This window comes from Burkholderia sp. Bp8992 (genome assembly GCF_003853705.1).
Lineage (GTDB): Bacteria > Pseudomonadota > Gammaproteobacteria > Burkholderiales > Burkholderiaceae > Burkholderia.
The window spans coordinates 1-15306 of the sequence record NZ_QTQI01000018.1 but is presented as its reverse complement, the minus strand read 5'-3'; the positions used below and the strand labels follow the sequence as shown (position 1 = coordinate 15306).

Genomic DNA, 15306 nt, shown 5'->3' with positions numbered 1-15306 from the left:
GCGCTGCCAGGGCGGTTACTTGAACGAGCGCAGGTCTTCCTGCAGACGCTCAACGAAGGCTTCGACCGGCATTACGCCAAGGTCGACGCCGCCACGGGCACGCACGGCTACCGTTTGCGCATCACGCTCCTTATCGCCCACGACGAGGAGATAAGGCACCTTTTCCAGCGTGTGCTCGCGTATTTTATAGCTAATCTTCTCGTTGCGCAAATCGGCCGCCACTCTAACCCCTTGTTTTTGCAACGTTTGGGCCAGAGAGTGCGCATATTCGGCCTGACTTTCGGCGATATTCAGCACAATTGCCTGGAACGGCGCGAGCCAGACGGGCATTGCACCAGCATGGTGCTCGATCAAAATGCCGAGGAATCGCTCCATCGAACCGACGATTGCGCGGTGCAGCATCACCGGCCGGCGGCGGCTGTTGTCTTCCGCCACGTACTCGGCGCCGAGGCGCTCCGGCAGTACCATGTCGAGCTGCAGCGTGCCGCACTGCCACGAGCGGCCGAGCGCATCCTTGATGTGGTACTCGATCTTCGGGCCGTAGAACGCGCCCTCGCCCGGCAGCTCTTCCCACGTGAGGCCGCAGGCCGTCAGCGCGTCGCGCAGGCCCTGCTCGGCGCGATCCCACGTCTCGTCCGTGCCCGCGCGCTGCTCGGGGCGCAACGACAGCTTGATGTCGATGTGATCGAAACCGAAATCCTTGTACACGCTCATGGCCAGCGTGTTGAACGCGATCGATTCCGAGATGAACTGGTCTTCCGTACAGAAGATGTGCGCATCGTCCTGCACGAAGCCGCGCACGCGCATCAGGCCGTGCAGCGCGCCCGACGCCTCGTTGCGGTGGCACGAACCGAATTCCGCGTAACGCAGCGGCAGGTCGCGGTACGAACGCAGGCCGTGCTTGAACACCTGGACGTGGCCCGGGCAGTTCATCGGCTTGATCGCGTAGTCGCGCTTCTCCGACTCCGTCGTGAACATGTTCTCGCGGTAGTTCTGCCAGTGGCCCGACGCCTCCCACAGCGAGCGGTCCATGATCATCGGCGTCTTGATCTCGAGGTAGCCGGCGTCGTTCACGCGGCGGCGCATGTACTGCTCGACCTGCTGCCACAGCGCCCAGCCCTTCGGATGCCAGAACACCATGCCCGGCGACTCTTCCTGCATGTGGAACAGGTCGAGCTGCTTGCCCAGCTTGCGGTGGTCGCGCTTTTCCGCTTCCTCGAGCATGTGCAGGTATTGATCCTGGTCTTCCTTCTTCGTCCAGGCCGTACCGTAGATGCGCTGCAGCTGCTCGTTCTTCGAATCGCCGCGCCAGTACGCGCCCGCGACCTTCATCAGCTTGAAGACCTTCATCTTGCCGGTGGACGGCACGTGCGGGCCGCGACACAGATCGGTGAAGCCGCCGTGCGAGTACAGCTTGATTTCGTCGCTTTGCGGAATCGATTCGATGATCTCGGCCTTGTACTTCTCACCGATGCTGCGGAAGTAACCGGCCGCCTCGTCGCGCGACACGACGCGACGCGTCACGGGCTCGTCCTTCTTCGCGAGCTCCTGCATGCGCTTTTCGATCTTTTCCAGATCTTCCGGCGTAAATGGACGGTTGTACGAGAAGTCGTAATAGAAGCCGTTGTCGATCACCGGGCCGATCGTCACCTGCGCGTCCGGGTACAGATCCTTCACCGCATACGCGAGCAAGTGCGCGGTCGAGTGACGGATGATGTCGAGACCGTCGGCATCCTTGTCCGTGATGATCGCGAGCGACGCGTCGCGGTCGATCACCGTGGACGTGTCAACGAGCTCGCCATCGAGCTTGCCACCAAGCGCAGCCTTCGCAAGGCCGGGACCGATCGAGGCTGCAACCTCGGCAACTGTCACCGGATGCTCGTATTGTCGAACTGAGCCGTCAGGCAAGCGTATCGAAACCATAGCATTCTCCGTGATGCCGACAGTGGGCGGCAGACCAGGTACGCGCGATCAAAAAATCACGCGCAGAAATTTCGCGACAAAAAAAATGCGGCCCCGCTTTCGAGGGGCCGCATTCGATACTTCACTCAAACTGAAAGGGCGAAAACGTTCCTCGACTAGCGTCGCTCCGAAGTAGTTTCGGTCAACGTTCGCGGTGTCATAACCGTATTCGCCTTGTTCGCGTTGAGTTCTTTACTGCATCGAACACCCGGAGACCGGGCATTCTCAATTCGTTGGTAGGCTCGATTGGACTCGAACCAACGACCCCCACCATGTCAAGGTGGTGCTCTAACCAGCTGAGCTACGAGCCTAGAGAAGCTAAGATTATATGGAGCCGTTACGGGCTTGGCAAGTGTTTTTATGCGGTCGCAGCAAAATAACGGTGTTCCAACCCCACATCACGTCTTCCGCCCTGCCCGCACGACGCCCTGCACCTCGCCGAGCAGCGTGCACGCGCGCTGCACCTGCGCCGAGTTCGATACCTCGACCGTGAACTGCATGAACGCCGCATTGCGGCGACTCTGCGTCTTCACGCCCACCACGTTGATCTTCTCGCGGGCGAACACTTCGGAGATGTCGCGCAGCAACCCTTGCCGGTCGCTCGCCTCGATCATCAGGTCGACCGGATAGACGGACGCGCCGCGCCCGCCCAGCACGTCGGCCGACCAGGTCGTCTGCAGCACGCGCTCCGGTGCGCGCTCGACCATCCGGCGGAACGTCGGGCAATCGGTGCGGTGGATCGACATGCCCTTGCCGCGCGTGACGAACCCGCTGATCGGATCGGGCGGCGCCGGACGGCAGCACCGCGCCAGCTGGGTCAGCAGCGCATCGACGCCCACCACCAGCACGCCGGTCGACGCGCCGTGCGCGACGCTCGCGCCGCTGCTGCGCTTTTCGAAATCGGCGGGCGCCTCGGGCGCCGGCTCCGGCGGCGGCGCATCGGACAGCGCGTGCTCGACATTGCGCAGGCTGAACTCTTCCTTGCCGACGACCGAGAACAGTTCCTCGGGCGACTTGAAGCCGAGCTTCGCGGCGAGGTTGTCCAGGCTGACCGACGTCTTGCCTTCGCGCTGCAGCGTCTTCTCGACGAGCGCCCGGCCATGCGCGATGTTTTCTTCCTGCTCGATCGAGTTGAACCAGGCACGCACCTTCTGCCGCGCGCGCGGGCTCTTCAGGTAGCCGAGCTGCAGGTTCAGCCAGTCGCGCGACGGCCCGCCCTCCTTCACCGCGACGATCTCGACCGTCTGGCCGTTCGCGAGCGACGTGTTCAGCGGGACCATCACGCCGTCGACGCGCGCGCCGCGGCAGCGATGGCCGAGCTCGCTGTGCAGGTGATACGCGAAATCCACCGGCGTCGCGCCCTGCGGCAACGCGATCACGCGCGCCTGCGGCGTCAGCACGTAGATATGGTCGTCGTCGAGGGACGTCTCGCGCAATTGCGCCCACGCCTGGTCGCCCGACACCTCGGTGCCGTCCTCGACGTCGTCCTTCCACGCCAGCAACTGGCGCAGCCACGCGATCTTCTCGTCGTACTTGTCGCTCGCCGAGAACTGGCCGCCATAGCCGCGCGCACCGGCCTCCTTGTAGCGCCAGTGCGCGGCCACGCCGTACTCGGCGAAGCGGTGCATCTCCTGCGTGCGGATCTGCACCTCGAACGCGCGGCCGTCGTCGCCGATCACGACCGTATGCAGCGACTTGTAGCCGTTCGGCTTCGGCCGCGAGATGTAGTCGTCGAATTCCTTCGGCACCGGCTGCCACAGGTGATGCACGATGCCGAGCACCGCGTAGCAATCCTTGATGTCCGGCACGATCACGCGAAACGCGCGCACGTCGTACAGCTCGGAGAAATCGAGCTCCTTGCCGCGCATCTTGCGCCAGATGCTGTAGATATGTTTCGGCCGGCCGCTCACGTCGGCCTGGATGCTCGCTTCCGCGAGCTCGTGCTGCAGCCGCTCGATCGCCTGCGTGACGTACGCCTCGCGCTCGATGCGCTTCTCGTCGAGCAGCTTCGCGATCCGCTTGTAGGTGACGGGATCCTCGAAGCGGAACGCGAGATCCTCGAGCTCCCACTTCAGTTGCCAGATACCGAGACGGTTCGCGAGCGGCGCATAGATCTCGAGCGTCTCGCGCGCGACGTCGGGCGGCGGCTCGATCTTCGCGGCCGCGTAATAGCGCAGCGACTGCAACCGCGATGCGAGCCGGATCAGCACGACGCGGATGTCCTGCGCGAACGCGAGCAGCATCTTGCGCAGCGCTTCGATCTGCGTGCGCCGCTCTTCCGCCGCGTCGCGCCCCGTGTCGGGCCTGGCGTTCTGCGCGGCGCGCAGGCTGACGGTGCCTAGCCGCAACAGCTTGCGCACGTCGGACACGAGCCGCGCCACCTCTTCGCCGAAACGCTCGGTGAGCTCGCGCTCGGGGTCGCTCAGGTGCGGCGTCAGCACGAACAGCGCCGCGGCCTGCATCGCGGACGGGTCGACGTTCAGCGTGCGCATGATCGCCGCCGTGCCGGCCGAGTGATCGGCGAGCAACTCGCCCGACGACAGGCGTGCGTCGCCGGCCCGTTCGCGCACGAACGCCAGTACGTCGTCGAACGACGGTGCCGCGACGGGGGAAGCGGAAACGGACTCGGTCATTGCACGGCCTGGCGGAATGCGGTCATCGTCGGATAACGCTCAGCTCCGCTGTGCGGCGACGACCACGATCTCGACGAGCAGCGCGGGATCCGCGAGCTTCGCCTCGACGGTGGCGCGCGGCGGCGTGTTGCCGTGCGCGACCCATGCGTCCCACTCCGCATTCATGCCGTCGAAGTTCGCCAGATCCGAGATGTAGATCTGCACCGACAGCAGATGTGCCTTGTCGCTGTTCGCTTCGGCGAGCAGGCGGTCGATGTGGCCGAGCACTTCGCGCGTCTGGCCCCTGATGTCCTGCGTGGTGTCTTCGGCGATCTGGCCGGCCAGATACACGGTACCGTTGTGGATCGCGGTTTCGGAGAGACGGGCTCCGACGTGGTGACGAATGACTGCCATGGAATGTTCCGGTCGTGAGTGGATAGTGAATCGGGCGGCGGCATGGCCCGCGTGCCGCCGAACCGCATATTATGACGCGTTTATGCGTCGCCTTCGACGAAAAACCGCCGTGCAAGCGCAATCTGGTCGGCGCTGATGAACGCCGGCGCGTGGCCCGCACCCGGAATCTCGGCGTGCGTCACATGCCGGCCGCGACGCACCATGTCGGCCACCGTCTCGCGCGACAGCAGGTCGGACGTCTCGCCGCGCACGACGAGCAGCGACGCATCCGTCGTCTCGATCGCATGCCACAGCGCGGCCTCGCCGAGCGCGGCCAGTTCGGGCGTCGTCGCCTTGAACGGCTCGGCGATGCGCGGATCGTAGCGCATCGTCCAGCCACCCTCGGGCAGCTCGTGCAGCAGCGGCCCGTTGATCTCGCGCCATTCGTCCGCAGTCAGCGCACCGAACGGCAGCGACAGCGACGTCAGATAGTCGATCCCCTCCTGCTCGGTCGCAAAGCGCGGCTGCACGCCGAGGTATTCGCCGATGCGCGTGAGCGAATCGGGCTCGATGCGCGGACCGACGTCGTTGACGATCATCCGGCGCAGCGGCGAACCGGGCAGCCCCGCGAGCGCCATGCCGATCAGGCCGCCCATCGACGTGCCGAACCAGTCGACCGATTCGACGTCGAGCCGCGCAATCAGCGTCACCATGTCGGCCACGTACTGCGGAATCGCATAGAGCCGCGGGTCGGCCAGCCGATCCGACCGGCCGCGCCCGACGATGTCGGGGCACACGACGCGATACGTATCGGACAGCGCGGCGGCCAGCCGGTCGAAATCGCGCCCCGAGCGGGTCAGGCCGTGCACGCAGACGAGCACGCGCGGGTTGGCGGGATCGCCCCACTCGGTATAGGCAACACGGTGAAGGCCGGCCGCGCTCGCACACTGCACGCGCCGCTGGCGGGGAACCGGAGGATTCGCTGGGGTCGTTGGCATCGTTGGCATCCTGTGGAGAACGGGGGCGACGCGCGGGGCAACGCTTGCGACGCCCGATGCAAACGATTGTAAACCGCTTCGCAACGACGAGGCGCCACGCGGCCGGCCCATCTCCCGAGGCGGATTCAATCGTTGCGGCGCCAGGCGCCCCGCAATTGCTCGCGCAGGAAATCGACGAATGTCCGCACGCGCAACGGCACGTGACGGCCGCCGGGATAGACGGCATGCAGCGGTGCCGCGGACGCCGCGAACGCCGGCAGCACGCGCACGAGCCGACCGGCATCGAGATCGGCGTCGACATCCCAGATCGACTTCAACGCAATGCCCGCGCCCTCGAGCGCCAGCGTGCGCGCCGCGCCGCCGTCGTTCGTCAGCAGCGCGGCCGTCACCTCGACCGCCACGCCGCCTTGAGCGCCATCGAACCGCCATTCGGCACGCGGCTGGTCGCCCATCACGATGCATCGATGCGCACGGAGTTCGGCCGGATGGACCGGCAGCCCGTGCGCCGCCAGATAGCCCGGCGACGCACACAGCACGCGATGATTCGGCGCCAGCTCGCGCGCGATCATCGTCGAATCGGCAAGATTGCCGATCCGCACGGCGACGTCAATGTCGGCTGCGAGCAGATCGACGACGGTATCGGTCAGCACCAGTTGCACGGTCAATTGCGGATGTCGCTGCTGAAATGCCGCCACGAGCGGCGCGATCCGCAAGCGGCCGAGCTCGCCGGGCGCCGTCACGCGCAGTACACCGCTGACCGTGCCGCGACGATCGCGCATCAGCGTTTCGGCGCGGTCAACCTCCTCCAGGATGCGCAGCACCTGCGCGTGAAACTGCGCGCCGTCATCGGTCAGCGTTTGCTGTCGTGTCGTCCGGTGCAGCAGGCGGACGCCGAGCCGCGACTCCAGGTGCGCGAGCCGCTTGCTGACGACTGACAACGACAGGTCGAGTTCGCGCGCCGCCGCCGACAGACTGCCGGCCGCCACGATCCTCGCGAAGGTATCGAGCGCCGGGAAATCGTCGATCAGCATCCTGGCCACCATCTCATCCGAATCTTTCCTTTCTTCGAAGAATCCATTCGCTATTCGCCCGTATTTGCATGCAGAACGGAAACCTACCATACCTGTTCCGCGTCGTCGCCCGACGCCCCTCACAGGACCTCCGAAACCATGTCGATCCGCTTTCGTTCGGCCACCGGCCCAATCGCACACGCATTGGCGGCGGCCGCTTGCGCCGTTGCGCTCTGGCCAGCCGCGTCGCGTGCTGCCGATCTCGTCGCGCCGCACAACCTGACCGTCGCGGCAGGCTTGCCGGCCGCGCAGGCCCGTGCGCAAATTCTGGCCGCGCGCCGCTACGGCACCTTCTGGAATACCGGCGATCCCGCCCTCGCCCGCACGGCACTCGCCGCCGACTTCACCGACCGAACGCTGCCACCCGGCCGCGAACAAGGGCTGCCGGGGCCGCTCGCGGCGTCCGGCACGATGCGCGGCGCGATCCCGGATCTGCGCTGCGACATCGAACAGATGATCGTCGCGGGCGACCGTGTCGTCGTGCACCTGCATTTTCGCGGACATTTCACCGGCACTTTCAACGGAACGGCCGGGCATGGACAGGCGATCGACTTCATCGCGACCGATATCTACCGGATCGACCACGGCCGGATCGCGGAAAACTGGCACATCGAGGACAACCTGACGTTGCTGCGTCAGCTTGGACTCGTCGGCTGACGGAGGGAACGATGCCCCACGGAAACGACGAACGCCCGACGCCCCTGCCGCGCCGCACGTTCCTGGTCCAGGCCGGTGCCGGACTGGCGACCGGCATCGCGCTGGCGGCCGGCGCCTCCCTGCCCGCAACCGCCGCGCCGACGCCGGCGCCCACCGCACCGGGGGCCGCGCCGTTCTGGCCGGACGACACACGCCTCGCGATCTCGATCTCGATGCAGTTCGAAGCGGGCGGACAGCCGCCCACGGGCGCGGACAGCCCGTTCCCGGCCGTCGCGTTCCCGCTGTCGGTGCCGGTCGATCTCGCGTCGGCCACCTGGTTCGCGTATGGCTACCGGGAAGGCATTCCGCGCCTGCTCGACCTGTGGGACCGACACGGCGTGAAAGTCACGTCGCACATGATCGGGGAAGCCGCGCGCCGGCACCCCGAACTGGCACGTGAAATCGTGTCGCGCGGCCACGAAGCTGCCGCACACGGCCCGACGTGGCGCGCACAATTCGCGATGAGCCGCGACGAAGAGCGTCGCTTCCTGACCGAAGCACGCGACATGGTCGAATCGGTGACCGGCCAGCGCCCCACCGGCTACAACTGCAACTGGCTGCGGCGCGGACCGCATACGTTGCCGCTGCTGCAGGAACTCGGCTACACCTATCACATCGACGACGTCAGTCGGGACGAACCGTTCATCGAGACCGTCGGCGGTCGCGATTTCGCGGTGGTTCCGTACACGCTGCGCAACAACGACATCCTGCTGATCGAAGGTCGCAACTATTCGCCGACGATGTTCCTCGAGCAGATCAAGCTCGATTTCGACCAGTTGTACGCGGAAGCCGGGCAGCGGCGCAGACTGATGTCGATCAGTGCGCATGACCGGATCAGCGGCACGCCGCAGATGGTCCGCGCGTGGGACGCGTTCCTGCACTACGCGCGATCACACCCGGGCGTCGCCTTCATGCGCAAGGACGACATTGCGCGCTTCGCCCTGCACAGCCCGTCGACGCTGCGCGAAACCGAAACGATCTGACGGGATTCCCATCAACACTCACCCAGGAAAGACACTCATGAATGATCTGCTTCACGGAAAGAAAGTCCTCGTCGTCGGAGGCAGCTCCGGCATCGGCGCCGCCGCGGCGGCAGCATTCGCGCGACGCGGCGCGCTAGTGACGATCGCCTCGCGCGACCCGGGCAGGTCCGACGTCGACGCCATGCCAGCCGCGCATGTGCGGCGCGAAACGCTCGACATCACGAATACGACGGACGTCGACGCCTTCTGCGCGCGTGCCGGCGAGTTCGACCACGTCGTGATCTCGGCCGCGAAGACGGCCACGGGCCCGGTCCGTGCACTGCCGCTTGCCGACGCGCAGGCGGCGATGGACAGCAAGTTCTGGGGCGCATACCGCATCGCCCGCGCGATCGATATCGCGCCCGGCGGTTCGCTGACATTCGTATCCGGCTACCTGAGTGTGCGGCCGAGCGCGTCGTCGGTCCTGCAGGGGGCGATCAATGCGGCGCTCGAAGCCCTCGCCCGCGGCCTGGCACTCGAGCTGGCGCCGGTTCGCGTGAATACCGTATCGCCCGGCCTGATCGCAACGCCGCTGTGGGAGAAGCTCGCACCCGACGCACGCGACGCGATGTATGCAGGCGCCGCACAGCGGCTTCCGGCACGCAGGGTCGGCCAGCCGGAGGATGTCGCGAATGCGATCCTGTATCTGGCGGCAACGCCTTATGCGACCGGTTCGACGGTACTGATCGACGGCGGCGGCGCGATCGCGTGACGCATGCACTCGCGATAAAACACCCCGCGCACGCACCGGCTCGTCATGGCCGTGCGTTCGCGACGACGCGACTACTTCTGCACGACCGCACCGATGCTCGCGCCGACCACGCACAGCGTGCCGGCGATCTGCAGCGCACTCATCGGCTGCGCCAGCACGACGAAACCGATCACGGCAGCGATCGCAGGCTCGGCGCTCATCAGGATGCCGAACGCCGACGCGCTCATCCGCCGCAGGGCGATCAGCTCGAGCACGTAGGGAAACAGCGGGACCAGCACCGCCAGATATGCGGCATCGACCAGTTGCCCGGCCGGCAGATGGCCGCCGCTTTGCGCAAGCCCGAACGGCGTCGTGACGAGCGCGGCCACGATCAGCGACGTGGCGAGCCCCTGCAATCCGTCGAACAACGTACCGACGCGCTTCATCAACAGGATATAGGCGGCCCAGCCGAGCGCCGAACCGACCGGAAAGACCAGCGCGGCGGGCGCCGTCACCCACATGCCGTCCTGCCGCGCCAGCAACAGCACGCCCGCCAGTGCCAGCACGGGCCATACGAGCATCGCCGGCCTGCGCACGCCGACGGCGGCGACCGCCAGCGGCCCGAGAAAGTTGATCGCCACCGCGAGCCCGAGCGGCACGCGGCGCACGGCTTCGAAGAAGCACAGCGTCATCACGGCCATCGCACTGCCGAGCGCGACGGCCGCAATCCAGCGTTGCCGCGAATAAGTGCGAAGCGGCGGCCGCACGACAACCGCGAGCGCGAGTGCAGCGAAACAGAGCCGCAACCAGGTTGTGCTTACGGTGCCGTACTCGATCGTCGCCGGCCTCGACAGCGCCGCGCCGAGCTGCACGCTGCACATCGACGCGACCGCCAGCAGCGGCGCGACCGCGTTCGCGAATGGGGCAGCCGTGCGCGCGACACCACCCGGCCGTACCGTACTCGATTCCTCGCTCATTCGACCGCTCCAGATCAGTGACACGCCGATGCTAACCGCGGCCGCGCGCCTGATATAAGCTGATAATTCTTATGTCTGCATCAGGAAAATTGATGATCCGCGATCTCGACAGCACGCTGCTGCGCACGTTCGTCACCGTGATCGAAACCGGCAGCGTCAGCGCGGCGGCAATGGTGCTGCATCGCACGCAGGCCGCCGTCAGCATGGCGCTGCGCCGGCTCGAGGAGGAAGTCGGCCAGCGCCTGCTCGAACGCTCGCCGCGCGGCGTGACGCCGACGGCGGCGGGCAGCGTGCTGCTGCCGTATGCGCACGAGCTCCTCGGCATCGGGCTCGCCGCCCGCGCCGCGCTCACCGCGGGCGACATTTCAGGCACCGTCCGGCTCGGCATTCTCGAGGACATCGCCGTCGGGCATCTGCCGCACGCGCTGCGGCAGTTCGCAGCGTCGTTTCCGAACGTCGCGCTCGAGATCGTCGTCGATACGAGCCCGGTGCTGTCGCAGCGACTCGCGGCCAATGCGCTCGATTTCGTGATCGGCGATCCCGCACTGATCCGCGCAGAGCCGCTCACGACGTGGCGGCATCCGCTGCGCTGGGCCGCCGCGCTCGCCGCGCCCCGGCTTCCGACGGACGAAGCGGTGCCCATCGTCGCATTCGGCGGTGCGTGCCCGTGGCAGGACAGGCTGTTCGCGACGTTGCGCGAAGCCGGCCGCGCATGGCGCGTCATCTGCACCAGCACGAGCCTGTCCGCGATCCAGTCGGCGGTCGAGGCCGGCCTCGGCATCGCGGTGCTGCTGGACTGGAACGTGCGTCGCGACACGATGCGCGCGCTCGATCCACAGGCAGCCGGACTGCCGGCCCCGCCCGCCGCCGATTTCGGGCTGTTCAGCCACGCGGATACCGGCGATCGCACGTCGGCGGCCGCGACGCTACAGCGCTTCCTGTTTCATGCGCTGCAGTTGGGTTCGCCCGGCGAGCCCCCATCCGCAACCGGGCGCGCCGGCGAATCGTTGCGGGCCGCCGTCTGACGCCGGCGCGGCCTGTCGCGCCGGCCGCCCATGCAAACGCCCCGCATACCTTCCGGCATGCGGGGCGTATCGGGACGAACGACGACTCAGGCTACCGCGCTCACGTCGAGCGGCGCGCCCGTCTTCGCCTGGATCTCGTCGGCGCTCACGCCGTCGGCGAGTTCGAGGACCTTCAGGCCGGCCGGCGTCACTTCGATCACGCCGAGATCGGTGATGATCAGGTCGACCACGCCGACACCCGTCAGCGGCAGGTTGCATTCTTCGAGGATCTTGTGCTGGTCGCCCTTCGCGACATGCTCCATCAGCACGACGACACGCCCCACGCCCGCGACGAGGTCCATTGCGCCGCCCATCCCCTTGATCATCTTGCCGGGGATCATCCAGTTCGCGAGGTCGCCCTGCTTGCTGACCTGCATCGCGCCGAGGATCGCGAGGTTGATGTGGCCGCCGCGAATCATCGCGAACGAATCGGCCGACGAGAAGATCGACGAGCCCGGCAGCGTCGTGACGGTCTGCTTGCCGGCGTTGATGAGATCGGCGTCGACTTCGTCCTCGGTCGGCGACGGGCCGATGCCGAGCAGGCCGTTTTCCGACTGCAGCCACACCTCGACGCCTTCCGGCACGTGGTTGGCCACGAGCGTCGGCAAGCCGATGCCGAGGTTCACGTAGAAGCCGTCCTGCAGTTCCTTCGCCGCGCGCGCGGCCATCTGGTCACGATTCCAGGCCATGTCAGTCTCCTTTCGCGCGTACGACGCGTTGTTCGATGCGTTTTTCAGGCGTCGCATTCAGCACGATGCGCTGCACGAAAATCCCCGGCGTGTGGACCTGGTCCGGATCGAGCGTGCCGTTCTCGACGATCTCCTCGACTTCCACCACGGTGATCTTGCCGGCCATCGCGCACATCGGGTTGAAGTTGCGCGCCGTGCGGCGGTAGATCAGGTTGCCGGACTTGTCGGCCTTCCACGCCTTCACGAGCGCGACGTCGGCCGTCAGCGACGGCTCGAGCACGTAGTGACGGTCGCCGAACTGGCGCGTTTCCTTGCCTTCCGCGATCACGGTGCCGTAGCCGGTATTCGTGAAGAAGGCGGGGATGCCCGCGCCGCCCGCGCGCAGCTTCTCGGCGAGCGTGCCTTGCGGCGTAAATTCGAGCTCGAGTTCGCCGGCCAGGTACTGGCGCTCGAACTCCTTGTTCTCGCCGACGTACGACGAGATCATCTTCCTGATCTGGCGCGTTTCCAGCAGCAGGCCGAGGCCGAAACCGTCGACGCCCGCGTTGTTGCTGATGCAGGTGATGCCCTTGACGGCCGAGTCGCGCAACGCCGCGATCAGTGCCTCCGGAATCCCGCACAGGCCGAAGCCGCCCACCGCGAAGGTCTGTCCGTCGCGGACGATCCCTTCCAGCGCGGCAGCCGCGCTTGGATAGACTTTGTTCATCAGTTGTCCCTTCCTCTATGGAAACCAGCAAAACCGGTTCACGCGCCCAGTTGGACCGCAAGCCCGCCGCATCATTCTATGCATGCGCGGCAATGCCTGCGTCGAAGCACGCTGTTTTTATGTCGCGGCAAACCACCGCGAGATGCCTGAAAGGGTACGATGCGGCACGGATGCGGCACAATACGCAAAAATACATAAGCGTTTGCCTCCGCTTGCCTGCGCCATGCCCGCTCTCGATTACCAGACTGCCTTCCACCTCGCGCCGCTCGGCCTCGTGCTGTCGCGCGACCGCGTGATCGAGGATTGCAACGACGCGCTCGCGTCGATCTTCCGCTGCGCGCGGGCCGACCTGATCGGAAAGTCGTACGAGGTGCTCTACCCGTCGACGGACGAATTCCAGCGCATCGGCGAGCGCATCGCGCGCGTGATGGCCGCGAACGGCATCTACTCGGATGACAGGATCATGAAGCGCGCGGACGGCGAGCTGTTCTGGTGCCACGTGACGGGCCGCGCGCTCGACCGCACCGCGCCGCTCGCGGCCGGCGTGTGGACTTTCGAGGACCTGAGCGCGACGCGCCGCGTCGCCGTCGAGCTGACCCCGCGCGAGCGCGAGATCGCCGCGCAGCTCGCCACAGGCAAGACCAGCAAGCAGATCGGGCGCGTGCTCGAGATCAGTTCGCGCACGGTCGACATCTACCGCGCACGGCTGATGCGCAAATACGGCACGAACAACACGCCGGAACTGCTGCAGCGTCTGCTCGGGCAGTGAACGCCCGCCGGATGGCGGCGTCCGAATGAAGATCGGCCGCGCTGGGCGGCCGAATCGGATGACTCCGGGTAAGACAGGCATGGCGGCTCACCGGCGCCGGCGCCGGTCTCGCCGACCCGGCGCTCAGTCGATTTTGGTCGCGAGTGCGCGCTCGATCGTGTCGCGCAGCAGTTGCGGCAGTTCCACCGACTTGCCGAGCGCGTAGTCGACCCACACGCAGCGCGCCTTGCCGCGCGCATAGACGTGCTGCGGATCATCCGCGCGCGTGAGCTCGAAGCCGGTGTCGAAGCTGCTCCGGCCAGGCTTCGCGGCCGACATCTTCGCGATCACGTCGCCCGGATAGTGCAGCTGCTTGAGAAATTCCATCGACGCCGTGACGATGACGGGCCCCTGCCCTTCGCCGTTGCCGCCGGCAATGCCGAGCTCCTCGAACCACGAGATCCGCGCCTGCTCCATGTAGCGGAAATAGACCGTGTTGTTCACATGGCCGAACGCGTCCATGTCGCCCCAGCGGATCGGCATCGACATCTCAAATACAGGGGAGTAATCGCTTGTTGCGCTCATTGCAGTCTTCTTTGTTGCTGAATGTCATCCGCTCAGGCGAGGCCGAAGCCGTCGTCGGCAGAGATAATCGAGCCGTTGATGAACTGCGACTCGTCGGCCGCGAGCAGCAACAACAGCCCGTCGAGATCCTGCGGCTTGCCGACGCGCTTGCGCGGCAGCATCGACTGCAGCTTCTGGCCCTGCTCGGTTTCCCACAGGTAATGATTGATTTCGGTATCGATATAGCCCGGACAGATCGCATTGACGTTGATCCCGTGGCGCCCCCACTCGAGCGCCATCGCGCGCGTCATCTGCACGACCGCGGCCTTGCTCATCGCGTACAGCCCGATCTGCGGGAACACCCGCAGCCCTGCCACCGACGCGATGTTGATGATCCGGCACGGCGGCTTGCCGTTGCCGCTGCCGTTCGCGCGCATGATCATCCGCTTCGCCACTTCCTGCGCGACGAAAAATGCGCCGCGCGTGTTGGTGTCGAACACGAACTCGAAATCGGCCGGCGTGACGTCGACGAGCTTCTGCATCGTCGAGACGCCCGAATTGTTCACGAGGATGTCGATCGTGCCGGCTTCCGTCTCGGCATGCGCGACCGCCGCCTTGATGCTCTGGACGTCGGTGACGTCGAGCGACACGACGTGCGCGGCGCCGCCGGCCGCCTCGATCTCCGCGCGCAGTTCCTTCAGGCGCTCGACGCGGCGGCTCGCGAGCACGACCTTCGCGCCAGCCTGCGACAGCACCTGCGCAAAGCGCTGCCCGAGGCCGCTCGACGCGCCCGTGACCAGCGCAACCTTGCCTTCCAGATTGATCGACCGACCCATTTGCACATCCCCTTTCGATGTCGTTTCGCCAGCCCGGGCGGCACAGCCCGGGCGACATTACCCTAGCACAAAAATAGAACGATCGTGCTAATCTAGCCGCATGTTGTTGCGGCAAGCGTTTCGTTTCGCAGACAATACGCTCCCGAATAAAAGCATTCTAACGGTTAGAGGAACGCCAATGACCCCCGCAAGCCTCATCGAGCAATACGGCCCGCGCGAATCGATGGAATACGACGTCGTGATCGTCGGCGGCGGCCCCGCCGGGCTGTCGGCGGCGA

15 protein-coding genes and 1 tRNA gene are annotated in these 15306 nt (G+C 66.3%); 5 read left to right on the top strand and 11 right to left on the bottom strand.

Going from position 1 to position 15306, the window contains the following annotated elements; translation table 11 throughout:
• Positions 1-15: 15 nt before the first annotated feature.
• From thrS to DIE03_RS24290, 6 genes are all read right to left on the bottom strand, one after another.
• The gene (gene thrS, locus DIE03_RS24320; protein ID WP_124454797.1) at positions 16-1923 is read right to left on the bottom strand and encodes a threonine--tRNA ligase; all 1908 of its coding nucleotides are present in this window, start codon (positions 1921-1923) and stop codon (positions 16-18) included.
• Between the two features lie 273 nt (positions 1924-2196).
• Positions 2197-2273, bottom strand: a tRNA-Val gene (locus DIE03_RS24310).
• Positions 2274-2360: 87 nt separating this feature from the next.
• Entirely contained in the window at positions 2361-4595 is a 2235-nt protein-coding gene (locus tag DIE03_RS24305) for a bifunctional (p)ppGpp synthetase/guanosine-3',5'-bis(diphosphate) 3'-pyrophosphohydrolase (RefSeq protein WP_124454795.1), read from the bottom strand.
• A 39-nt stretch (positions 4596-4634) separates the two neighbouring features.
• Positions 4635-4988 (bottom strand): RidA family protein, encoded by a 354-nt coding sequence (locus DIE03_RS24300; protein ID WP_124454793.1) that lies wholly within the window; start codon positions 4986-4988, stop codon positions 4635-4637.
• An 80-nt stretch (positions 4989-5068) separates the two neighbouring features.
• Positions 5069-5965: an alpha/beta fold hydrolase gene (locus DIE03_RS24295; protein WP_124454791.1), complete on the bottom strand. Its 897-nt coding sequence runs from the start codon at positions 5963-5965 to the stop codon at positions 5069-5071.
• A gap of 125 nt (positions 5966-6090) precedes the next feature.
• Positions 6091-6996, bottom strand: a complete 906-nt coding sequence (locus DIE03_RS24290) for a LysR family transcriptional regulator (RefSeq protein ID WP_124455034.1) — start codon at positions 6994-6996, stop codon at positions 6091-6093.
• A 138-nt stretch (positions 6997-7134) separates the two neighbouring features.
• On the opposite strand from DIE03_RS24290, the gene DIE03_RS24285 reads away from it, so the two are divergent.
• From DIE03_RS24285 to DIE03_RS24275, 3 genes are read left to right on the top strand one after another with little or no spacing between them, the layout of a single operon-like run.
• Positions 7135-7692 (top strand): ester cyclase, encoded by a 558-nt coding sequence (locus tag DIE03_RS24285; RefSeq protein WP_124454789.1) that lies wholly within the window; start codon positions 7135-7137, stop codon positions 7690-7692.
• 11 nt (positions 7693-7703) lie between these two features.
• Positions 7704-8714 carry a polysaccharide deacetylase family protein gene (locus DIE03_RS24280; protein ID WP_124454787.1) on the top strand — a complete coding sequence of 337 codons (1011 nt, stop codon included), beginning with the start codon at positions 7704-7706 and terminating at the stop codon, positions 8712-8714.
• A 37-nt stretch (positions 8715-8751) separates the two neighbouring features.
• A complete protein-coding gene (locus DIE03_RS24275) occupies positions 8752-9465 on the top strand; it encodes an SDR family oxidoreductase (RefSeq protein ID WP_124454785.1) in 714 nt (237 codons plus the stop codon).
• Between the two features lie 71 nt (positions 9466-9536).
• On the opposite strand, the gene DIE03_RS24270 is transcribed toward DIE03_RS24275, so the two are convergent.
• The gene (locus DIE03_RS24270) at positions 9537-10421 is read right to left on the bottom strand and encodes a DMT family transporter (RefSeq protein ID WP_124454783.1); all 885 of its coding nucleotides are present in this window, start codon (positions 10419-10421) and stop codon (positions 9537-9539) included.
• Between the two features lie 92 nt (positions 10422-10513).
• On the opposite strand from DIE03_RS24270, the gene DIE03_RS24265 reads away from it, so the two are divergent.
• Positions 10514-11446, top strand: coding sequence for a LysR family transcriptional regulator (locus DIE03_RS24265; RefSeq protein WP_185658213.1), 933 nt, complete (start codon positions 10514-10516; stop codon positions 11444-11446).
• An 86-nt stretch (positions 11447-11532) separates the two neighbouring features.
• On the opposite strand, the gene DIE03_RS24260 is transcribed toward DIE03_RS24265, so the two are convergent.
• Together DIE03_RS24260 and DIE03_RS24255 are read right to left on the bottom strand one after the other, a co-directional pair.
• Positions 11533-12174 (bottom strand): CoA transferase subunit B, encoded by a 642-nt coding sequence (locus tag DIE03_RS24260; RefSeq protein ID WP_006476194.1) that lies wholly within the window; start codon positions 12172-12174, stop codon positions 11533-11535.
• 1 nt (position 12175) lies between these two features.
• Positions 12176-12880, bottom strand: coding sequence for a CoA transferase subunit A (locus DIE03_RS24255; RefSeq protein ID WP_124454781.1), 705 nt, complete (start codon positions 12878-12880; stop codon positions 12176-12178).
• 223 nt (positions 12881-13103) lie between these two features.
• On the opposite strand from DIE03_RS24255, the gene DIE03_RS24250 reads away from it, so the two are divergent.
• Positions 13104-13649, top strand: a complete 546-nt coding sequence (locus DIE03_RS24250; protein WP_124454779.1) for a LuxR C-terminal-related transcriptional regulator — start codon at positions 13104-13106, stop codon at positions 13647-13649.
• Positions 13650-13772: 123 nt separating this feature from the next.
• Here the strand turns inward: DIE03_RS24250 and DIE03_RS24245 are convergent, their stop codons facing one another.
• Positions 13773-14213, bottom strand: a complete 441-nt coding sequence (locus DIE03_RS24245) for a thioesterase family protein (protein WP_124454777.1) — start codon at positions 14211-14213, stop codon at positions 13773-13775.
• Positions 14214-14245: 32 nt separating this feature from the next.
• Positions 14246-15028, bottom strand: a complete 783-nt coding sequence (locus DIE03_RS24240; protein WP_124454775.1) for an SDR family oxidoreductase — start codon at positions 15026-15028, stop codon at positions 14246-14248.
• Between the last annotated feature and the right edge of the window lie 278 nt (positions 15029-15306).

Excerpts from the sequence above, each read along its gene's own strand:
- DIE03_RS24255 (WP_124454781.1), bottom strand. The coding sequence starts at position 12,880 with ATGAACAAAGTCTATCCAAGCGCGGCTGCCGCGCTGGAAGGGATCGTC.
- DIE03_RS24285 (WP_124454789.1), top strand. The coding sequence starts at position 7,135 with ATGTCGATCCGCTTTCGTTCGGCCACCGGCCCAATCGCACACGCATTG.
- DIE03_RS24265 (WP_185658213.1), top strand. The coding sequence starts at position 10,514 with ATGATCCGCGATCTCGACAGCACGCTGCTGCGCACGTTCGTCACCGTG.
- thrS (WP_124454797.1), bottom strand. The coding sequence starts at position 1,923 with ATGGTTTCGATACGCTTGCCTGACGGCTCAGTTCGACAATACGAGCAT.
- DIE03_RS24290 (WP_124455034.1), bottom strand. The coding sequence starts at position 6,996 with ATGCTGATCGACGATTTCCCGGCGCTCGATACCTTCGCGAGGATCGTG.
- DIE03_RS24260 (WP_006476194.1), bottom strand. The coding sequence starts at position 12,174 with ATGGCCTGGAATCGTGACCAGATGGCCGCGCGCGCGGCGAAGGAACTG.
- DIE03_RS24300 (WP_124454793.1), bottom strand. The coding sequence starts at position 4,988 with ATGGCAGTCATTCGTCACCACGTCGGAGCCCGTCTCTCCGAAACCGCG.
- DIE03_RS24270 (WP_124454783.1), bottom strand. The coding sequence starts at position 10,421 with ATGAGCGAGGAATCGAGTACGGTACGGCCGGGTGGTGTCGCGCGCACG.
- DIE03_RS24275 (WP_124454785.1), top strand. The coding sequence starts at position 8,752 with ATGAATGATCTGCTTCACGGAAAGAAAGTCCTCGTCGTCGGAGGCAGC.
- DIE03_RS24305 (WP_124454795.1), bottom strand. The coding sequence starts at position 4,595 with ATGACCGAGTCCGTTTCCGCTTCCCCCGTCGCGGCACCGTCGTTCGAC.
- DIE03_RS24295 (WP_124454791.1), bottom strand. The coding sequence starts at position 5,965 with ATGCCAACGACCCCAGCGAATCCTCCGGTTCCCCGCCAGCGGCGCGTG.
- DIE03_RS24240 (WP_124454775.1), bottom strand. The coding sequence starts at position 15,028 with ATGGGTCGGTCGATCAATCTGGAAGGCAAGGTTGCGCTGGTCACGGGC.
- DIE03_RS24280 (WP_124454787.1), top strand. The coding sequence starts at position 7,704 with ATGCCCCACGGAAACGACGAACGCCCGACGCCCCTGCCGCGCCGCACG.
- DIE03_RS24245 (WP_124454777.1), bottom strand. The coding sequence starts at position 14,213 with ATGAGCGCAACAAGCGATTACTCCCCTGTATTTGAGATGTCGATGCCG.
- DIE03_RS24250 (WP_124454779.1), top strand. The coding sequence starts at position 13,104 with ATGCCCGCTCTCGATTACCAGACTGCCTTCCACCTCGCGCCGCTCGGC.